General features: G+C 65.6%; 19 protein-coding genes and 2 pseudogenes. 4 read left to right on the forward strand and 17 right to left on the reverse strand.

Features of this window, described 5'->3' with window-relative positions:
- Positions 1–54 precede the first annotated feature (54 nt).
- The 6 genes and pseudogenes from FFF93_RS14715 to FFF93_RS17265 all read right to left on the reverse strand — a co-directional run.
- Positions 55–792, reverse strand: a complete 738-nt coding sequence (locus FFF93_RS14715; protein WP_138768256.1) for a glucosamine-6-phosphate deaminase — start codon at positions 790–792, stop codon at positions 55–57.
- Complete coding sequence (locus FFF93_RS14720; RefSeq protein ID WP_222424628.1) at positions 789–1,862, reverse strand: amidohydrolase family protein; 1,074 nt, start codon at positions 1,860–1,862, stop codon at positions 789–791. The genes FFF93_RS14715 and FFF93_RS14720 overlap by 4 nt, the downstream gene beginning before the upstream one ends.
- A complete protein-coding gene (locus FFF93_RS14725; protein ID WP_138768255.1) occupies positions 1,855–2,811 on the reverse strand; it encodes a carbohydrate kinase family protein in 957 nt (318 codons plus the stop codon). Before FFF93_RS14725 ends, FFF93_RS14720 begins: the two co-directional genes overlap by 8 nt.
- Positions 2,808–4,325 (reverse strand): lyase family protein, encoded by a 1,518-nt coding sequence (locus tag FFF93_RS14730; protein ID WP_222424629.1) that lies wholly within the window; start codon positions 4,323–4,325, stop codon positions 2,808–2,810. The genes FFF93_RS14725 and FFF93_RS14730 overlap by 4 nt, the downstream gene beginning before the upstream one ends.
- Complete coding sequence (locus FFF93_RS14735) at positions 4,282–6,105, reverse strand: iron ABC transporter permease (RefSeq protein ID WP_261375173.1); 1,824 nt, start codon at positions 6,103–6,105, stop codon at positions 4,282–4,284. Before FFF93_RS14735 ends, FFF93_RS14730 begins: the two co-directional genes overlap by 44 nt.
- Positions 6,106–6,214: 109 nt before the next feature.
- Positions 6,215–6,403, reverse strand: a pseudogene (locus tag FFF93_RS17265) (TOBE domain-containing protein); the annotation flags it as partial.
- On the opposite strand from FFF93_RS17265, the gene FFF93_RS17175 reads away from it, so the two are divergent.
- Positions 6,315–6,521: a hypothetical protein gene (locus FFF93_RS17175; protein ID WP_261375174.1), complete on the forward strand. Its 207-nt coding sequence runs from the start codon at positions 6,315–6,317 to the stop codon at positions 6,519–6,521. The pseudogene FFF93_RS17265 and the gene FFF93_RS17175 overlap by 89 nt on opposite strands.
- Before the next feature lie 239 nt (positions 6,522–6,760).
- Here FFF93_RS17175 and FFF93_RS17270 read toward each other — a convergent pair.
- From FFF93_RS17270 to FFF93_RS14750, 3 genes and pseudogenes are all read right to left on the reverse strand, one after another.
- Positions 6,761–7,186, reverse strand: a pseudogene (locus FFF93_RS17270) (ABC transporter ATP-binding protein); the annotation flags it as partial.
- Positions 7,187–7,280: 94 nt separating this feature from the next.
- Positions 7,281–8,357: an extracellular solute-binding protein gene (locus FFF93_RS14745; protein WP_138768254.1), complete on the reverse strand. Its 1,077-nt coding sequence runs from the start codon at positions 8,355–8,357 to the stop codon at positions 7,281–7,283.
- Positions 8,358–8,412: 55 nt separating this feature from the next.
- Complete coding sequence (locus tag FFF93_RS14750) at positions 8,413–9,567, reverse strand: ROK family transcriptional regulator (RefSeq protein ID WP_138768253.1); 1,155 nt, start codon at positions 9,565–9,567, stop codon at positions 8,413–8,415.
- A gap of 65 nt (positions 9,568–9,632) precedes the next feature.
- Between FFF93_RS14750 and FFF93_RS14755 the strand changes: the two genes are divergently transcribed.
- The 3 genes from FFF93_RS14755 to FFF93_RS14765 all read left to right on the forward strand — a co-directional run bounded on the left by FFF93_RS14755 (position 9,633) and on the right by FFF93_RS14765 (position 11,365).
- On the forward strand, positions 9,633–10,178 hold the full coding sequence (locus FFF93_RS14755; protein WP_186372172.1) for an AAA family ATPase: 546 nt from the start codon (positions 9,633–9,635) through the stop codon (positions 10,176–10,178).
- Positions 10,179–10,264: 86 nt separating this feature from the next.
- Positions 10,265–10,828 carry a hypothetical protein gene (locus FFF93_RS14760; protein WP_138768251.1) on the forward strand — a complete coding sequence of 188 codons (564 nt, stop codon included), beginning with the start codon at positions 10,265–10,267 and terminating at the stop codon, positions 10,826–10,828.
- A 333-nt stretch (positions 10,829–11,161) separates the two neighbouring features.
- Positions 11,162–11,365, forward strand: a complete 204-nt coding sequence (locus FFF93_RS14765; protein ID WP_138768250.1) for a hypothetical protein — start codon at positions 11,162–11,164, stop codon at positions 11,363–11,365.
- A 90-nt stretch (positions 11,366–11,455) separates the two neighbouring features.
- On the opposite strand, the gene FFF93_RS14770 is transcribed toward FFF93_RS14765, so the two are convergent.
- The 8 genes from FFF93_RS14770 to FFF93_RS14805 all read right to left on the reverse strand — a co-directional run bounded on the left by FFF93_RS14770 (position 11,456) and on the right by FFF93_RS14805 (position 17,818).
- Positions 11,456–12,418, reverse strand: coding sequence for a sugar kinase (locus tag FFF93_RS14770; protein WP_261375176.1), 963 nt, complete (start codon positions 12,416–12,418; stop codon positions 11,456–11,458).
- Complete coding sequence (locus FFF93_RS14775; RefSeq protein ID WP_138768249.1) at positions 12,415–13,083, reverse strand: bifunctional 4-hydroxy-2-oxoglutarate aldolase/2-dehydro-3-deoxy-phosphogluconate aldolase; 669 nt, start codon at positions 13,081–13,083, stop codon at positions 12,415–12,417. Before FFF93_RS14775 ends, FFF93_RS14770 begins: the two co-directional genes overlap by 4 nt.
- 1 nt (position 13,084) lies before the next feature.
- On the reverse strand, positions 13,085–13,849 hold the full coding sequence (locus FFF93_RS14780) for an SDR family oxidoreductase (RefSeq protein WP_138768248.1): 765 nt from the start codon (positions 13,847–13,849) through the stop codon (positions 13,085–13,087).
- Complete coding sequence (locus FFF93_RS14785) at positions 13,846–14,880, reverse strand: zinc-binding dehydrogenase (RefSeq protein WP_138768247.1); 1,035 nt, start codon at positions 14,878–14,880, stop codon at positions 13,846–13,848. Before FFF93_RS14785 ends, FFF93_RS14780 begins: the two co-directional genes overlap by 4 nt.
- Before the next feature lie 35 nt (positions 14,881–14,915).
- Positions 14,916–15,638 carry an amino acid ABC transporter ATP-binding protein gene (locus tag FFF93_RS14790; RefSeq protein WP_138768246.1) on the reverse strand — a complete coding sequence of 241 codons (723 nt, stop codon included), beginning with the start codon at positions 15,636–15,638 and terminating at the stop codon, positions 14,916–14,918.
- A gap of 15 nt (positions 15,639–15,653) precedes the next feature.
- A complete protein-coding gene (locus FFF93_RS14795; protein ID WP_138768245.1) occupies positions 15,654–16,343 on the reverse strand; it encodes an amino acid ABC transporter permease in 690 nt (229 codons plus the stop codon).
- The gene (locus FFF93_RS14800) at positions 16,336–17,007 is read right to left on the reverse strand and encodes an amino acid ABC transporter permease (RefSeq protein ID WP_138768244.1); all 672 of its coding nucleotides are present in this window, start codon (positions 17,005–17,007) and stop codon (positions 16,336–16,338) included. Before FFF93_RS14800 ends, FFF93_RS14795 begins: the two co-directional genes overlap by 8 nt.
- A gap of 85 nt (positions 17,008–17,092) precedes the next feature.
- On the reverse strand, positions 17,093–17,818 hold the full coding sequence (locus tag FFF93_RS14805) for a transporter substrate-binding domain-containing protein (protein WP_186372173.1): 726 nt from the start codon (positions 17,816–17,818) through the stop codon (positions 17,093–17,095).
- Between the last annotated feature and the right edge of the window lie 316 nt (positions 17,819–18,134).

The following is an 18,134-nucleotide window of genomic DNA, read 5'->3' on the forward strand; positions in this document are numbered from 1 at the left end:
CCGCGCCGGTCAATGCGGCGTCTCTCAGCCCACAGCGGCGTTCTCGGCCGTGTCTTAGAGCAGGGCGGCTGCCGCCTTGGACAGGTACACCGTGACACTGGGGTGGAGCTGAAGGATCGACGCCGGGACGTCCTCCGTCACGGGTCCCGTCAGTGCCCGTTTGATGGCCTGTGCCTTGCCCGGACCATGGGCAATCAAGAGCAGGTGCCGTGCCTGGAATATTGTCGCCAGCCCCTGGGTGACCGCGTGGGTTGGTACAGCTTCAGGAGACTCAAAGAATCGCGCGTTGTCCTGCCGCGTCCGGTCGGCGAGCGCCACCACCCGGGTCCGGGACGAGAAAGGCGAGCGCGGTTCGTTGAATCCGATGTGACCGTTTGATCCGATACCCAGGATCTGCAGGTCGATCCCGCCAGCCGCAAGGATTTGGGCTTCGTAGGCCTCGCCGACGGCGTTCACCTCCGCCCGGTTGCCGTCGGGGACGTGGACCCGTGCCGGTGTCAGGCCAAGCGGCTCAACCACCTGTGACCGGATGACACTGGCGTAGCTTTGCGCGTGCCCTGCCGGCAACCCCACGTATTCGTCCAGTGCAAAAGCGGTAACCGCCGCGAGATTGAGGTCCGCCTGTTGGAGTGCCTGATATAGAGGGAGCGGCGAAGAGCCGGTGGCGAGTCCCAAGACGGCGGTTGGGTTGGGACGCACAAGCCCGGCCACGTGTTCGGCGGCGGCAGCCCCGGCGTCGCCGGCGGAAGCGTGGACGCTAACTGTCAGCTTCTGCCCCTTGAGCGGGCTCATCGCGGCTCTTCGGCGTCGGGGCTGCCCGGAACGACAGCGGCGTCGGAAGCAGGCCGCCACCCGTCCAGCTTTAGCAGCCGCGCGGCATTTCCGCCGAAGATCTGTTGAAGCTCGGCGGCCGGCATGCCCATTTCCCAGCAGATCCTGAGCTGGTCCGCCAGGTATCTCCTGGCGAAACCGCGGGGAAACCAGGAGGAGTCAGAGCCAAAGACGATCCGTTCCGGCCCCATCGTTTCGTAAAACCTGCGGAAGAGGTCCTCCAGGGTGAGCCGCTGGGCCATGTACCTGACCCACTGGTTGGAGCCTGAGGTGTCTACCACCACGTTGGGGCACGCCCACATCAGGAACAGCACCTCCTGCACGTGCTGGATCCCGAAGTGCGGGATGACGAAGGTGACTTCGGGGTACATCTTCGCCGCGCGTTCAAGGCTGGCCGGGTTGCTGAAGGCGTTGTGCGCAACGCCGCCGGCCGATCCGCAGTGACCGAAGTGAATGAGAACAGGGACGTTGTATCGGGACGCGACATCCCAGACTGGATCAGCGGCTGCGTCGTCCATCCCCGACGAGGCCAGCGGAGCAAAGAGTTTCAGCCCGCGGAGTCCTCCCCCGGCGACGGCCGCTTCGAAGTCGTGTGCGGCCCCAGGGGAAAAGGGATCTGCCATGGCGGCCATCCCCAGGAACCGCCCCGCGCCACGGTCGACAAGGGCAGTCATGGCGTCGTTTCCGCCAGCCGTAACAAAAGCGGCATGTTCGATCCCGTGGTGGTCCAGCTCCGTAACCCAGCGGTCCGCCTCCGCTTCCCAGCCGGCATCCGCCGACATAGGTTCGGGGTCGGGGAAGTCCCAGCTCGTGCGCCACTGCGCTGACGTCCGGGCGACGGCGGCGGATCGGGCCGCTTGACCGGCGTCGAACTCCTCGCAGCCGCTCCGCGCCGCCGTGCCGGATGGTCCGAACTGTCCGCCGCTCAGGGAGCGGGTCAGCGGGTCGTGCGGCATCCGGAAATGCAGGTGGAAATCGATAATCGACAGGCCCTGGACAGTGGGACGGCCGTCGATGACGTCGTTACGCAATGCTTTCTCTCGTTTCCCGCGCTGTTGGCCGAGGTCCCGGGGGAAGACCCACCTCGGCTCGCCGTTCCGGCACCGTGGCCACCATTTGGGTGGCGTAGCTGACGGCGGCAGCCAGTGCAGCGGGCCACGTTGCCCCCCTTGCCGCAGACACCAGGAACGCGGCGTTGAAGCCGTCTCCGGCTCCAGTGGAATCGACAACGCAGACGGCAGCAGCGTTGGCCGCGGTCCACGAACCGTCCGGAGTGGCGAGGCCGGCGCCGCGGGCGCCCATCTTGACGGCAACAAGCGTGTTGGTGCTGACCGACAGTTCCCGTGCTGCCCGCTCGGTGTCCTGGTCATCCATGAGGCCGTGGAGTTCGTCGTCGTTCGGCAGGAAAATATCAACGGAGTCGAGGGCCGTCAGGACTTCCTGCTGCGTAACCCTGTTCCACCCCTCCGGAGGCCAGCCGGTGTCCAGGACGGTTTGGGCACCGGACCGACCGGCCCGTCCAAACAGCTCCGCGAGCGCAGGACCCCGCATTCCGGGGAGCAGGAAGTAGCCGGCCATGGCAACGTACTGAGCGTCGATCATCCCTTCGGTAATGTCGACCGGCCGCATCAGTGCCATGGCCCCGAGAGAGGATAGAAAGGCGCGGTCACGGCCCGGCGCCTCAACGGCTACCGAGATGCCGCTGGGCTCACCGGGAGTCCGAAGCAGGCGCGCCTCCAACGACGGGTACTGTAGTTCAGCCTCCAGGATCGGCAGCGTGGCGTCATCCCCGACCCTGCTGACCAGGGTTGTGGGGAAGTTCAGCCCGGCGCACCGGACCGCCCAGTTTCCGGCCGAACCCCCGAGCCGGATGGAGATCGAAGACACCACCCGCTCGGTTCCCGGATCGGGAAGGTCGCGCGTGTCGGCGACCATAACGTCGATATTGGTGTTCCCGACGATGGTGATCCCACCGCTCACCACCGGCTCCTTTCGGCGGCGTCCCGCGCGGTCTCCAGGAGCTGTTCCCTGGCGGCGTCGATCAGGCCCAGGCGCCGCTGGAGTTCGACGCCGAGGGCTTCGGCCCGTTCCTGCGACTGAGTCGCGTTGCGCCGGACGGCCTCGGCGCCGGGGCTCCCTGTCTGGGTGCGGGCGAGAATCAGGGCCGGCTGCTGTCCAGCGTTGAGCGTCGTGGTCACAATGTCCTCTGTGGCGTCCAGCCCGGCGTCGGCAAAGGCCTTCGCGACGCCGTCGGCGGTCCAGTCCGCCGGGGCGTTGGCGCGGACCAGGCGCCCGACAATGTCGTGGGCGCCGCGCCACGGTATGCCGAGGGCAGCCAGTGCCTCCGCGACTGCCGTGGTCGTGGCTCCTGAGGCGACGATTTCGGCGGGGTCGGGCAGCTGAAGCACGCGGAGGTCCAGCAAGAGTCCGTCCATCATGCGCATGAAGCGCACCACTCGTTCTCCAGCGCGCCATAGGTGTTTCTGAACGTCGGTGGTTGCGTTGTTGGAGTCCTCATACCAGGCCGAACCGATGTTGGCGTAGGTGGCGGCCATGTCCGCTGCCGTCACGCCCGCCATGGACACCATGTGTTCCAGAACCACCGGGTTCTTCTTCTGCGGCATGATCGACGAGCCCTGGGTATAGGCGGTGGGAGTTTCGACCCACTTGAACGTCATCCATTCCAGCAGCACACGGGAGAACCGCGCGCCAGTGGCCGTGATCCTGGCCTGGACCGCGGCCAGCCGCATGAAGTGCTCCGCGCCGGCCACAGCTTCGTAACTGGATGTGAAGCTGGCATCAAAGCCGGTCAGCTCGCCGACCATCGACGAGTCGATAGGCAGGTCCGTGCCGGTGAACGCCGCCGATCCGAGCGGCGACACATTCAGCTCCTCGTAGACGCTGAGCATTTCCCTGCCCTGGCTCAGGAATGCCTCGGCGAGCCCGGCGAGGACGTGGCCGATCGTCGTCGGCTGCGCCGGGCGCCGGTGGGTGAAGCCGATGATCAGGCTGTCTGCGTTGGCCGCAGCCTGGGTGGCGGCATCCGCAGCGGCCTGAACCACAAGGGCTGCCTGTTCCAGCAGCTGGCGCCGCAGGACCATCCGGAACACCCCGGCGTCGAGGTCGTTCCGGCTCCTGGCCAGCTGCACGTCCAGCTCGGACGTCGGGATACCGCATTCGGTCGCCAGCTGCTGCTCGAGGAAGTAGTACGGATCCTCGACGCTGCCGTCGAACACGTAGCTCTGCTCGCCGGACTCGGTCCTGGCCCACAACGCCAAGAGTCCCTTGAGGAGGAGCTCGCCCCGGGTGCGGGGCAGGATGCCCTGCCGGGTCAGCATCAGGACGTGAGCCAGGCTGGCCTCCACCATGGCCGGGTAGATGTACGGTGCGGCTTCGTCAAAGGCGCTCTGCAGGTGATTGTCCCAGTAGACGGACAGGTCCTCGCGCTGCTTAAGCGCGGGGCGCGGCATTGACTGGTTCGTTGGCGTGTTCATTCTTATCACCGGTTTCGTGGATCGGGTTGAGCGTGGGGGCGAGCACGGGAGTCAGTGCCACGGCGGAATTACCTCGCGTGTCTTTACGCGGTTTCTGGGCCCGGCGCGGGTTTTCGAGCCGTTGAGAGAGGGCCAGCACCAGGAGGATCAGCACCATCTGGAGCGTGCCGTAGGCGGCTGCCGTGCCGAACTCGTTGGAATAGATGCGGTTGTAGATCTCCACGGACAGCGGGGCGTAGCGTGCCGGGTAGACGACCACGGATGCCACGTATTCGCCGAACCCCTGAATGAAGGCCATCAGCGCCCCGGCAATGATGCCGCGGGACATCAGCGGTACCGTGACGGTCCGCAGCGCCCGCCACGGTCCGGCGCCCAGGCTCCGCGCGGCTTCCTCGACGCTCGGGTCGATCTGCGCCAGCGAGGCGTTGGCGGAACGGAAGACGAGCGGCAGGAAGCGGACGAAGTAGGCCACCGGGAGGATCCACAGCGAGCCGATGAGCACCTGGCCCAGGTTGAAGGGGGTGGGGCTGGCGAAGGCCGTGACGATGTTGACGCCGATCACGGTGCCCGGCAGGGCCCACGGCAGCATGACCATCACATCCAGCAGAGCTTTGCCCGGGCCTTTCCAGCGGGTGACCACCCAGGCGGCGAGGACACCGACCAGCACGCAGCCGAGCATCGCCACGAACGCCATCTGGGCGCTGACCAGAATGGGGCGCAGGGTGACCGGGTCTGTGAAGATTCGCGCGAAGTTCTCGAGGGTGTATTCCGGCGGCAGGATCTGCGTGGTCCAGGAGCCGTCGACCGTGAAGGAGAGCAGGGCGATGGTGGCCGGCGGGGCCATCAGGAAGAGGACCAGCAGGAGCGACCCGAGTCCGGCAGCCGTGCGGGGAAGGACGCCGTGCAGGACCTTGACGGACTGCGGGGTTCCCTTTGAAGAGCCCCGGTGGATGCGGCGGTTTTCATACCAGCGCATGGCCAGCAGGAAGCAGATGGAGACGACGGACAGCACCACGGCCTGGGCGGCCGCCACGTCGTAGGCGCCGCTGGTCCGGGACGCCACAATCTGCATCGTCAGGGTCTGGACGTTGTAGAACTGCGGCGCGGTGAAGGACGCCATCGAGACCATGAAGGTCAGCAGCGTCCCGGACACGAGGGCTGGCGTCAGCATCGGCAGCAGCACCGTGCGCCACATCCGGAACCGACTCGCGCCCAGGTTCAGAGCGGCCTCCTCCATCGAGGCGTCCGAACCGGCCAGGGCCGCGGTGACTGCGAGGTAGAAGTAGGGGTACATCGTCATGGTGTGAACCAGAAGCACACCCCAGACGCCGTTGGCCGAGACGGAAGCGGCGTCGGCGCCAAGATATTGGGCGAGGAAACGCGGCAGGATCCCGCTCTCGGCGTATAGGAAGTAGAAGGAGACTGCGCCGATCAGCGGTGGCAAGGCCATCGGGAGCAGGGCAAAGAGCCGGAGGACCTTCCGGCCCGGGAAATCGAACCGGGACAGCAGGACGGCGAGGGCCGTGCCGAGGACCCCCGTGGTGAGGACCGAGGCGAGCGAGATCCCAACCGACAGTCCCAAGGCCGTCGCCGAGCTGCCATTGAAGAAGCCCCTGTAGGCGGCGCCGCCGCCTTGCGCACTGGTGGTGGCGGTCGCAAACATCGGCACAACGAGGTAGACGAGCAGCACCAGCACCAGCGGGGCGGCCAGCAGGTAGACGAACCGGTCTGAGGAGGTGAGCGCAGACCGTTTCCTGACCGTGGCTGCGGCTACGCTCACGGCTCCACCATCCACACCCGGTCCTGGTGCGGGGCCATGGCCACCAGGTCCCCCGGTTCGGCGCGGTCGAAGCTGTCCGGGCCGAAACGACGATTTTTTGCCCCTGCCAGTCGACTTCATAGATGTTGACCGCGCCGGTGAACTCCGCCGTCAACACGCGACCAGTCAGTTGTCCGGCGGCGTCGGGTCCCGGGTTGACCGTCAAGACAATGGATTCAGGGCGCAACGACACGGCAGCCTGGTCCCCGGCCGAGACGCGGGCGGAGATCGTGTCTTCGACCCGGGGCGCCTTGAGCACGGTGCCGTCGGCAAGCCGGACGCTCACGGAGGCGCCGTCGACGCCGAGAACGGTGCACGGCAGTACGTTCGAGCGCCCGATGAACCTGGCCACGAACGCCGTGGCCGGTCGGTTGTAGACGTCCCGGGGGGAGGCAACCTGGTGCAGTTCCCCGGCGTTAAGCACGGCCACCCGGTCGCTCATGGCCATGGCTTCTGCCTGGTCATGGGTGACGTAGAGGCAGGTGGTGCCGGCGGCTTTCTGGGTGGACCTGATCTCGGTGCGGGTCTCCTCCCGCAACTTGGCATCAAGGTTCGAGAGGGGTTCGTCCAGCAGGAGCGCGGCCGGCCGGATCACCAGCGCGCGGGCCAGCGCCACGCGTTGCTGCTGGCCGCCGGAGAGCATGTCGATGCGGCGATCGCCGAGCTCCTCCAGACCGACCTGGGCCAGGGCCTCGTTGATCCGCTTGGCTTTTTCCTGCTTTACGATGCCACGGACGTCCAGCCCGTAGGCAACGTTTCCGCGGACGCTCATATGCGGGAACAGGGCATAGTTCTGGAAGACCATGCCGGTATCGCGCTTGTTCGGCGCCGTGTTGGTCACGTCCCTGTCACCAAAGTGGATGCTTCCGCTGGTGGGCTGGATGAACCCAGCCACCATCCTCAGCGTTGTCGACTTGCCGCAGCCCGAAGGTCCCAGCAGGGTGAAGAACTCGCCGTCCTCGATGGTGACGGTGAGGTTGGAAACCGAGGGCTTGGCGCCCGGATACTGCTTGCTGATCCCGTTGAGGAAGACGCTTGTCATGGATACTCCACAGAGGTGTTGTTAGGTGCTGACCGGCGAACGCGCCGTAGCCGGCGGGACAGGGCAGAATTGGCCCGTCCCGCCAGCGCGGGAACTAGCTCTTGTTCTGGCCCTTGATGTTTGCGGCCCAGTACTTGCTCCACTCGGGCTCGCTCTTGTTGACGCGCTCCCAGTTGACCTTCATTTCCTTCAGGTTCAGGCCCGCCAGCCAAGCCGGTTCCTTGGCCAGGGTGACGGTGGGAATCTGGAAGTACTTCTCGGAGAGCTTGGTCTGCTCGTCCTGGCCCAAAAGGAAGGAAAGGAACGCGTCCGCGCCGGCGGAGGACGGGCCGTTCTTGATCTTAGCGACGCCGTCGATCAGCATGGGTGCGCCGGAGGCGGGGACCACCGGGGTGTAGGGTGCCTTCTGGTTCTGGATCTGCAGCATGACGTCCTGCAGGTTCCAGGCGGTGACGGCAGCTTCCTGGCGAGTGATGCGCAGGTACAGATCCGTGGGGTTGGCGGCGTAGACCTTGGTGTTCGCGTCGAGCTTCTTGAGCCACTCATAGCCGGCGTCAGGGCTGCCGGCCGCGTCGAACTTACGGTCGATCATGGAGGCGAAGATGCTCCGCATGGTGCCCGAGGCCAGGACGTCGCGGATGGCGATCTTGCCCTTCAGTGCGGGATTGATCAGGTCGTCCCAGTCTTTGGGGGCTTGGTCAGCGGAGAGCATGTCCTTGTTGTAGAAGATGACCTCGGCCAGCTTCATTTCACCGACCCAGAGGCCCTCCGGGTCGCGCTGGGCTGCCGGGACGGCGTCGATGACCGCCTTCGGGGCGGGCGCGAGGACCTGTTCGGAGGCCCCCTGCTGCATCTGCTGCTGCGTACCGCCCCACCAGATGTCGCCCTGGGGGTTCGCCTTCTCGGCCTTGATGCGTTCCAGTGCTTCCTGGGCGCCGAGGGTCAGAACCTGGACCTTGCCGGCGTAGGCGGGGTTGGCCTTTTCGAAGTCAGCCACCACGTCCGTTGCCAGGCCCTTGTCCCGCGCCGTGTAGATGGTGAGGGTTCCGGACCCGGTGGCACCGGGCGAAGATCCTGAGTCCTTGGGCGCGTCAAGCCCGCAGGCCGTCATTCCAAGGGTGAGCGCGAGTCCGCCGGCTAGCAGCGCGAATCGCAACGGTCGTGACGTCATTGATTTCTCCTAGTGATTTTCGTGGCTGATGGTGGGGAGCAACTTTGTGGGCTGGTCATCCGGCGGCCTCGGTAAAGAGCGTGGCCGGGGACTTCATGACTTTGGCAATGGCGCCATGGAGGATGGCCGCGTGTCCAAGCTCGGCGAACACGACTTCGGTCAGCGACGGCGCAGCGCCTTGTACCCGGTCGCGGAGCCGCTGGCGCGCTTCCTCGGTGAGTGAGACAGCGTCGCCGGAGAAGATCACCCGGGCGGGGTTCACCACGCAGACGCAGACGATGGCGGCAAAGGCCCAAGCCCGGACGACGTCGGCCAGGAGCTGGCGTGCAGCCGCGGACTCGGTGCTGCAGAGCGCTTCAACCACGGCGTCGTCCGGCAGCGCCAGGGCGTTCCGGACGGCCGAATCCTGGATGCCGGAGACGGTCCAGCGCCGCTCGAAGTCGCCGCGCTCGCCATGCGGGCTGGCTTCCAGCCCTTCCGGCAAGAAGCCGATCTCGCCGGCGGAGCGGGATGCCCCGTCCAGCACCTCTCCATTCGCGATGATGGTGGCGCCGATTCCTTCGGCGACATGGATCAGCACGAGGTCGTCGACGCCGTTGCCCGCGCCGGCAACCCGCTCCCCCAAGGCGATGAGGTTGACGTCGTTCTCCACGGTGGTCCGCAATCCGGTTGCTGCTTCCAGCTCATCCGCGAGTCGGAGGTGCGCCACCGGGCCGAAGGCCGGCGCCAGGGCGAGCGATCCATCCGAGGCCACGACGCCGGGCAGCGCAACCACAACGTGCACGGGAGGTGTTTCTGCCCGCCGATGCAAGGCCATAACGATCCCTGCCGTGCTGCCGACCGGGTCTTGCGGGTCGAAATCCTGTTCGGCCGTATCAAGCCGGTTGCCCTCGAGGTCGATCAGCGCGCACCAGATCTGTGTGCCACGGAGCCCTACGACGGCGATGGTCACAGAGGACCGGTTGAGCTCGATCAGCGTCCGCCGCCGGCCCCCGGTCGATTCCTGCTGGCCCACTACCCGGAGGTATCCCGCGTCGCTGAGTTCCTGAACAATCCCGGTCACGGTCGAAGGGCTGTACCCGGTCCGCTGGGCCAAATCCGTCCGGGCCATCGGGCCGGCAGCGAGGAGCGTGCCGAAGATGGCGCTGGTCCGGATTCTGCGCAGGGCATCCCGTCCCGTCGGGGCGGCCGGATGTGATTCGGATAACATTCTTACTTTATACGGTGAATAAAGTAAGAATGCAAGGAACGACTCCGACAGGCCACAATGAACCAATGGCTGAATCTGTAATCCTGATCAACGGACTCCCCGGCGCGGGCAAAAGCACCCTCGCTGCGCAGCTTGGGGACGAATTGGGCGTGCCGGTTGTCGCCAAGGACAGCATCAAGGAAGCCCTCGCGGACGTATGCCTCGGCCAGGTCGGCAGCGGCAGGCTGGGCCAGATTGCTTCGGAAACCATGTGGCAGGTGGTGGCCGCGATTCCGGGTACGGCCATCGCCGAATCGTGGTGGTACCGGCCCCGGGATCGTGGCTTTGTCCGTGAAGGCTTAGCCCGATCCGGCAAGCCGCAGATCATCGAGCTCTGGTGCGAACTCCCATCCGGGCTGGCGTGGGAACGATACCTGGGCCGCAGTCGCCACGAGATTCATCCCACCGGGAACGCTGCAGAACAGGACTTGGCTGAATGGGCGGCAAACGCGGTACCCCTCGGCGTGGGCCGGACCTTCAGGGTCGATACCTCCGCGCCGGTCAATGCGGCGTCTCTGGCCGTCCAGCTGACTGCGGTAAGCGCCGCGGCCAGTGCCGCGACGGACCGGTAAACACGACTGCAGGCCCGGGGTCACTGGGATAGGCTCACTCGGGACCTGAACAAGCATCGACGTCAACCGTAAGGGCGGGGAATTCCTTGGATCTTCTGGCAGCCATGAGCCGCGACGAACTCCGGATCTATGCGTGGGTCGCGGCCGCCGTATTCGCCTTGGTGGCCGGCGCCTGGCGTCCGCGCAGGCTTCATTGGACTGTGCTGGGTTCCGTGCTGCTCTTCGCGGCCCTGAACGCGGGCGCAGGGATCTATGTCCTGAACCATTTCGGTGATTCGCGCTGGTCTACCGGGAGTGAACCACCGCTGAGCGCGCCGTCGTTTTCCGGAACGCCCGTGGTGGGGCAATTTCTGGGCCCCCTGGACTCTGCCTTGAATGGCGTGGTGGGCGGGGTGAACGATTTCCTGGCCTTCAAGCACGCACTGCCCGTGGCGTTGGATTTCCTTGGCACGTCCGGCTGGGCGCTGCTGGTGTCGTTCCCGCTGGCCGTTCTCGCCGCCGTCGTCAGTTTCGCCGCGGCCAGGCGCCGGGCGGCGGACTTCGACAAATACCGTGCCACCGTGGATGAGCTCAAAGAAGAGCTTGCGCAGGTCAAGCGGCAGATCGCGTCAGGGAATTCCGCCGCCACGGCCCACACCCTGGACGCCTGACTGCCAGGACGGGGCGGCCCGTTGGAGCCTGCCCGGGGTGGCTGTGATGAGTCTCACCCGCAATAATCGCCATCTGGCTTGAGCCGGCAACCGGCCGCTGTGCATCATGAAAAGGCAGGCAGGGGGTCAACTCCCCCGCCTGTTCAGCCCCGGCCTTCGCTTGACGCCACGCGTCCCCAGCGGGCCAGGGCACCATCCTGGTGGACGCAATGAGGCCAAACCGGTGAGCTCGCAGAGCTGCCCCTTGGTCTCAGGTGTTCCTGGTATGGATACGGCGGCTCCGCATCGGCGCGGCAGCCGGACACCCGGAATCATGAATGGAAGCACTGAACAATGACGTTTGAAACTGCCAACTCTGTCACCCACAAGCTCTGGGACCGCTCCACGATGCACCACGAGCTGGACGCCCTGGTCCACGACCTCTCGGTCCGCCACAACACCGCGAAGTCCAACATTGCGGTCCACGCCAGCGGCCCCAACACCTTCACGCTCAGCCTGGACAACGGTGCAGCCAACCTGGATTCGGCCTCCGCGTAAGAACATACCCCAGCATTAAACGACGACGACGACGGCGGGACCTTCCCGCCGTCGTCGTTGCGTCTGTGGACGAGGCTCAGGCCCTGATGACTAGCGCGTCACCGCTTCACGTTGGTGCAGGAGTCCAAGTTCCTCCCGCCGCGGGAGCCCTTCCCAGTCGCCGTAGGCAAGGCAGGCGAATGCTCCGGTCTTCGCGGCCAGCCCAAGCCGCTGGGCCGGCGCGCTGCCGGCCATGAGTTCCGTCAGGTAGCCGGCGACGAATGCGTCGCCGGCGCCAACGGTGTCCACCGGCTGGACCGGCACGGCGGCCTGGTGGAAGATCTCCCCGTCGATACTGGCGACGGCGCCCTCGCTGCCGAGCTTGATGACGGCTTGGGCGGGGCCAAGGTTGGCTAGACGCTTGGCCAGTTCAACCGGGTCCTCCGCACTTCCCACGGCCAGGGCTGCTTCCTCGTCGCCGGCGAACACCACGTCGGCCAGCGGAATCAGTGCCCGGTACGACTGCCCGGCAGCGGCAGCGCTCCAGAGATTGGCCCGGTAGTTGAGGTCGAACGAGACCGTTACGCCCTGTTCCCTCGCCAACTCCATGGCCTGCCGGACGGCTGCCGCAGCCGAGCCGGACAATGCAGGGGTAATGCCACTGACGTGCAGGATCGAGGCGCCCGCGATCAGCAGCGGATCAAGGTCAACGGATGAGAGGCGCGAGCCGGCGCTGCCGGCCCGGTAGTAGCTCACCTTCTGCGTGGCCACCGTGCGGCGTTCTTTCAGCATGAGTCCCGTCGGCGCGGCCTGATCTTCCGTTATCCGCACCGCAACCCCCTCCGCCCGGATCTCGCGCTGGACGAGTTGCCCCAGCGAGTCGGCGCCCACCCGGCCGCACCACACGGCGTTTCCCCCGAGCCGCTGCACCCCGATGGCTACGTTCGATTCGGAGCCGCCGATGCCAAGGCCCATGGCCGAGACGTGGGCCAGCGGCCCCGGCTGCTCCGCAGTCAGGAGCGCCATCGTCTCCCCGAGGGTCACAAGATACGGGGCTGGCGGAATGGGGCTCACTCCCCCGCCTCGTCGACAAGGCCGCGCAGCCGCACAGCACGTTCGGTGAGCTGTTTCATATCTCCGCCGTGGAAGGCATCGCCAATCAAGGGTCCGCCCAGGCTGACGGCCAGTGCCCCGGCGCGGATCCAGGCCGCGGCGTCGTTGATTCCCACCCCGCCCGACGGAACCACTTCGATGTCGGGAAACGGCCCGCGGAGCATGGAAACGTAGCCCGGCCCGACCACCGATGCCGGGAAGACCTTGACGGCGGTGGCCCCCGCCGACCAGCCGGCGAACAACTCGGTGGGCGTCAGGCCACCGGGGTAGACGGCGACGTCGTGCTCTACGGCAGCCGCGATGACGGACGGATCTGTCAGCGGCGTGACGAGGTACTTGGCCCCGGCCTCGATCGCCCGTAGTGCCTCGGCCGCCGTCGTTATGGTCCCCACCCCGAATTCGGCGCCGGCGCCGAAGCGTTCTTGCAGCCGCGGAAGTTCCGCGAACACGCCGGGGGTGCTCAAAGTCAGTTCGATACTGAAGACACCACCCGCCAGGAGGGCCTCGATGACCGGGGCGTAGGCGGCGGCGCGGGTGGCCCGCAGGACCGCGATCACGCGGGTGTCGCGCAGGATCTGCGACGGCGCGGGCCGGCTGGCGACGGCCGGGAGCTGCAGGGACGGCATCTCAGCGGCCCAGCCATCCACCGTCGACAGGAAGAATTACACCGTTGACGTAATCCGAGGCCCGGGAGGCAAGGAACACCGTTGCGCCTGCGAGGTCGTCGGGGCGTCCCCACCTGCCAGCGGGAATTCGCTCGATGATGCCCTTTTCCCGGACCGGATCATCCTGCAGCGCCTGGGTGTTGTCGGTGGCAATGTAGCCGGGTGCCACGGCGTTGACGTTCACGCCCCTCGGCGCCCACTCGTTGGCGAGCGCCTTGGTGAGACCGGCGATGCCTGCCTTGGACGCGGTGTAGCCCGGGACGTTGATGCCGCCCTGGAAGCTAAGCAGTGAGGCTGTGAAGATGATCTTCCCGCTCCCCCGCTCGAGCATGGTTTTCCCGATTTCCCGGCTCAGCATGAACTGGCTGGAGAGGTTCACTTCGATGACCTGGTCCCACATGTCATCCGGGTGCTCGGCCGCCGGTTTCCTGGCGATCGTGCCGCCGTTGTTGACCAGGATGTCGATCGGGCCCGCTGCGGCCAGTTCGTCGGTCAGGCCGCGGACGGCTTCGCGGTCGCCAAAGTCCGCGCGGATGCCGGTGAAGCGGCGGCCCAGAGCCGTCACCCGCTGCTCGACTGCGCTGCCGACAGGTTCAAGATACGCCGATACCCCGATGATGTCCGCGCCCGCCTCGGCCAGGGCCACGGCCATAGCCAGTCCGATGCCCCGCCGCGCGCCGGTGACGACGGCGGTTTGTCCGGTGAGGTCGAAGAGGCCGCCGCTCATGACATGGCCCCTGCCACGGGACGGCAGTCAACGAGGACTTTCATGGCGCCGCCGGACTCGAGGGCCAGGAAGCCCTGTTCGACGTCGTGCAGGCCCACGACTCGCGAAATCAGCCGCCGCGCAGGGATCGCGCCGATCGCCACGAGCTTCACTGCCTCCTCGAAGTCCTCGCGCTGGTACAGCCGTGCACCGAACATTTCCAGCTCCCGCCAGAAGAACCGGTGCAGGTCGATCTCCTTGGGCTTGGGATGAATCGCCACCATCACGAGCCGCCCCCGCGTGGTGAGGACATCGACGGCGGAGTTCACGCCGGCCGCCGCGCCGGAGACTTCGAAGGCCACATCGGCGCCGGCTCCGTCCGTTTCCTGCATCACGAGGTCGAGCAGGTTCTGTTCACGCGGATCGATGGCGTTGATCCCGGATTCCTTCGCGAGAGCCCGCCGGGCCGGGTCCAGTTCGACCAGGACTACGCGGGCTCCCCGCCGCAGCGCGACGGACGCGATGAGCTGGCCAACCGGGCCTCCGCCGATAACGACGACGAATTCGCCGGCGACCAGCCTGGCGCGGCGCACGTCGTGGACGGCCACCGCCGTGGGCTCAATGAGCGCAGCCTCGTCGAGCGCCAGCCCTTCAGGGAGGGCGACCACAACGTCCGCCGGCACGTTCCAGGAGCTTTGCATCGAGCCGTCCGAGTCGATGCCGATGAAGTCCAGCTTGTGACAGATGTGCCCGTGGCCGCGGGTGCAGGCTGCGCAGGAACCGCAGGACAGGGTGGGCATCACGGTCACAGCTTGGCCGACGGCCCACCCGGTCACACCCTCACCCAGGCTGGCAATGACACCGGACATCTCGTGGCCAATGATCGCCGGAACACCGACCCGGGCGTCCATGTCGCCGTGGAAGATGTGCAGATCGGTTCCGCAAAGCCCGGTGTAGGACACCGCGATCTGCACTTCTCCTGCTGCCGGCGGGGTCTGGGCCGTAGGAGTGGTGCTGAACGTTCGGGATCCGATATACGTGGCAGCGGTCATGGAAGTGCTCCTTGCAATGGTTTGGGCGTGGCGGGCTAGAGGACCTTGCTGAGGAATCCTTGAGTTCGCGCGTGCTGTGGAGTGGAGAAGATCTGTTCGGGGGTGCCTTCCTCGACGATCAGCCCCTGGTCCATGAAGATCACGCGGTCCGCCACTTCCCTGGCGAATCCCATTTCGTGGGTGACGACCACCATGGTCATGCCCTCGTTTGCCAGGTCCTTCATGACGGTCAGCACTTCGCCGACGATCTCCGGGTCCAGGGCGGACGTCGGTTCGTCGAAGAGCATGATTTTCGGATCCATGGCCAGGGCCCGGGCGATGGCCACCCTCTGCATCTGGCCGCCGGACAGGCTCCCGGGGTAAGTTTCCGTCTTTGCGGCGAGACCGACCTTGGCCAGGAGCATTTCCGCCTTGGCCCGGGCCTCTTCCTTCGATACCTTGCCGACCTTGAGCGGGGCCAGCATGACGTTGTCGATGACTTTCAAATGCGGGAAGAGGTTGAAGTGCTGGAAGACCATCCCGGCCTCCTGGCGAACCAGGTTGATGTTCGTTTTGGCGTCGTCCAGCCTGTGCTTGTTGATAACGATGCTGCCGGAGGTGATCGATTCCAGGCCGTTCATGCACCGCAGGAAGGTGCTTTTACCGGACCCGGAAGGGCCAATGACGCACACGACCTCACGCTCCCGGATGTGGCAATCCACCCCTTTCAGCACATGGTTTTGTCCGAACTTCTTGTTCAGGTTCTCAACAACAATCACTTTTCATGTTCCGTTCTAGAGGCCCGCGGGCTCTGGGAGTTTGAGGGGGTCCACGTGGATCCCGGTTCGTTTCTCGTACAGCCGCCCCAACAGCGAGATGCCGTAGCAGATGACGAAATACATGCCGGCGACAACCAGGAATGTCTTGATGGGATCACCGGTCAGGTTGGTGACGACATTGCCCGCGTGGGTGAGCTCGAGCAGGCCGGTGACGGTGACCAGGGACGAGTCCTTGACCAACCCGATGAGGAAGCCGATGCCGGGCGGGACCATGATCCTGACCGCCTGCGGCAGGATCACGTACCGGAGCTTCCGCCAGTAGTCCAGGCCAAGCGCGTCGGCCGCTTCGCTTTGGCCCTTCTCGACGGCCTCGATGCTGCCGCGGACGATCTCGGCCACGTAGGCGGCAGCGAAGCAGGTCAGGGCTATCACGGCCGAGGAGAACTTATCCGGCTCCAGGCCCGGAAACAGCAGCGGGATTCCGAAGAAGACGAAGAAGATGATGACCAGGACGGGAATCCCGCGGACGCAGCTGATGTAGATCGTGCTGATCCACCGGGCAATCCTGCTCGGAGAGGTCCGGGCGATGCCGAGGATCAGGCCGAAGATGACACCAAGCACTCCGGAGACTGCACAGAGTTGGATAGTCAGCCAGGCACCCTCGGCCAGGGGCACGAGGTCCTGCCAATCAAAGGGCCTAAACATGCGTACCCACCGCCCAACGGAACAGCGTCGTTTCGGCCCGCTTTGAGACCAGGGACATCAGCGCTGACACTCCGAGGTAGAGGAGCCCGCCGACGGCCAGTACCTCAATGGTCCGGTACGTGGTGTTGCTGACGCTCATGATCGCGTTGGTCAATTCTGGGAGCGAGATGATGGATCCAATCGACGAAGCCAGGAACAGCAGAATGAGCTGGTTGGTCAATGCGGGAAAGACGTTGCGGGTGGCCGGCAACAGCACGATGTAGCGAACGATCTGGGCGGGTTTCATGCCCAGCGCCTTTCCGGCCTCACGCAGTCCGCGGGGCACGGATTCGAACCCTGCACGGTAGATCTCGGCCGTGTAGGCGGCGTTGTTCAAGGTCAGGCCGATAACGGCCGCCCAGACGGGCTCGAGATTGATGCCCAAGGCGGGAAGGGCAAAGTAGATCAAGTACAGCTGTACGAGCAGAGGCGTGTTGCGGATGGCCTCGATGTAGCAGGTGCAGAGGATACTGATTGCTTTTCCGGGTCCGGCCTTCCCCAGGTACACGAGTACACCGAGCACGCTGCCCGCCAGCATGGCCACGAGGGTGATGTACAAAGCCGTCCAGAGCCCCTCCAGGAGAAGCGAGCTGTACGGGAGAAGGTCTCCAAAATATAAAGCCATGTGCAAAGGGTCCTGTCCGTGAACGGCAGCGTGGGTGGAGGTCTTGCTATCCCCCACCCACGCTGGAGGCGCGTTCGACTATCTGTTAGTGGGCGAGGAAGGGAGGCAGGCTCAGCCCGAACCACTTCTGCAGCGACGCCTCGTTTTGTCCGGAGATGTTGTAGTTCCGGATGAAGTTGTTGAGGTAGTTCAGCCACGTCTGGTCGCCCGGCTTCACGCCGATCGAGAACAGTGCCGGCTTGATCGGGTCGCCCTTGACGACCTGGAACGCGGTAGGTTCCTTCTTCACGAGACCGCCGACGATGGCGTTGTTTTCGATCAGGGCGTCCACCTTGCCGCTCTTCAGCGCCTGGATGGAGTCAGCCGTGGTGTTGAACCCGGTCACTTTGGCGTTGGGGAAGCTGGCCTTGAGGATCTGCTCGCCCACGCTGCCCCGTGAGGTAGCGACCGATTTGCCGTCCAGATCGGCGTAGCTGGCGATCTTGCTTCCGGCCGGCACCATAAAGACCGTGGAGCTGGCCGCGTACGGGTCAGACATCTCGACCACTTGGGCACGCGCATCGGAAGCGGTGAAGGTGGCGATGACGGCATCCGCCTTATCGGTCTGCAGCAGCGGGATGCGGCTTTCGTTCGTGGCGGTGACGAATTCAATCTTCGCGCCCAGCGAGGCACCCAGCGCGTTGGCGACGTCAATGTCGAAGCCCTCGCGGTCTCCGTTCGCATTCATGACGCCGTATCCCGGGGAGTCGGCGCTGACGGCGATCTTGATCGTCTTCGACTTGAGAATCTTGGTGAGATGGCTGTCCGCCACGGCTCCTGCCGAAGCGCCGGCGTTCGCGGCGCCGCCCGAGGAGCACCCCCCCAACGTCAGGGCCAAAGCGACTGCCGGAACAAGAAGCAACTTCGGTGTTGCTCTGAACATGGGAACTCTCCTGTGATCGTTACTGCGTATCGGAAGCGGGCGCTGACGGCGTCCCGGGTCTCCCCGGCCGCTGTGTGCGTCGAGGATCGTATAGGAATATGTTGTATCATATATGCAATGTGATCCAGGTCAAGCTTTGTGAACTTTGGACTGTCGCACAACTGCCGACAAGGCGCCGCGGGCGCCTCGTCGGCCACCGAGAGGA

Origin of the sequence: Arthrobacter sp. KBS0702 (genome assembly GCF_005937985.2) — a bacterium.
Classification (GTDB): domain Bacteria; phylum Actinomycetota; class Actinomycetes; order Actinomycetales; family Micrococcaceae; genus Arthrobacter.

Bases quoted from the DNA above. Each gene is read 5' to 3' on its own strand.
- FFF93_RS14715 (WP_138768256.1), bottom strand. From the start codon at position 792: ATGAGCCCGCTCAAGGGGCAGAAGCTGACAGTTAGCGTCCACGCTTCC.
- FFF93_RS14730 (WP_222424629.1), bottom strand. From the start codon at position 4,325: ATGAACACGCCAACGAACCAGTCAATGCCGCGCCCCGCGCTTAAGCAG.
- FFF93_RS17175 (WP_261375174.1), top strand. From the start codon at position 6,315: ATGGATTCAGGGCGCAACGACACGGCAGCCTGGTCCCCGGCCGAGACG.
- FFF93_RS14745 (WP_138768254.1), bottom strand. From the start codon at position 8,357: ATGACGTCACGACCGTTGCGATTCGCGCTGCTAGCCGGCGGACTCGCG.
- FFF93_RS14750 (WP_138768253.1), bottom strand. From the start codon at position 9,567: ATGTTATCCGAATCACATCCGGCCGCCCCGACGGGACGGGATGCCCTG.
- FFF93_RS14755 (WP_186372172.1), top strand. From the start codon at position 9,633: ATGGCTGAATCTGTAATCCTGATCAACGGACTCCCCGGCGCGGGCAAA.
- FFF93_RS14765 (WP_138768250.1), top strand. From the start codon at position 11,162: ATGACGTTTGAAACTGCCAACTCTGTCACCCACAAGCTCTGGGACCGC.
- FFF93_RS14775 (WP_138768249.1), bottom strand. From the start codon at position 13,083: ATGCCGTCCCTGCAGCTCCCGGCCGTCGCCAGCCGGCCCGCGCCGTCG.
- FFF93_RS14780 (WP_138768248.1), bottom strand. From the start codon at position 13,849: ATGAGCGGCGGCCTCTTCGACCTCACCGGACAAACCGCCGTCGTCACC.
- FFF93_RS14785 (WP_138768247.1), bottom strand. From the start codon at position 14,880: ATGACCGCTGCCACGTATATCGGATCCCGAACGTTCAGCACCACTCCT.
- FFF93_RS14795 (WP_138768245.1), bottom strand. From the start codon at position 16,343: ATGTTTAGGCCCTTTGATTGGCAGGACCTCGTGCCCCTGGCCGAGGGT.
- FFF93_RS14800 (WP_138768244.1), bottom strand. From the start codon at position 17,007: ATGGCTTTATATTTTGGAGACCTTCTCCCGTACAGCTCGCTTCTCCTG.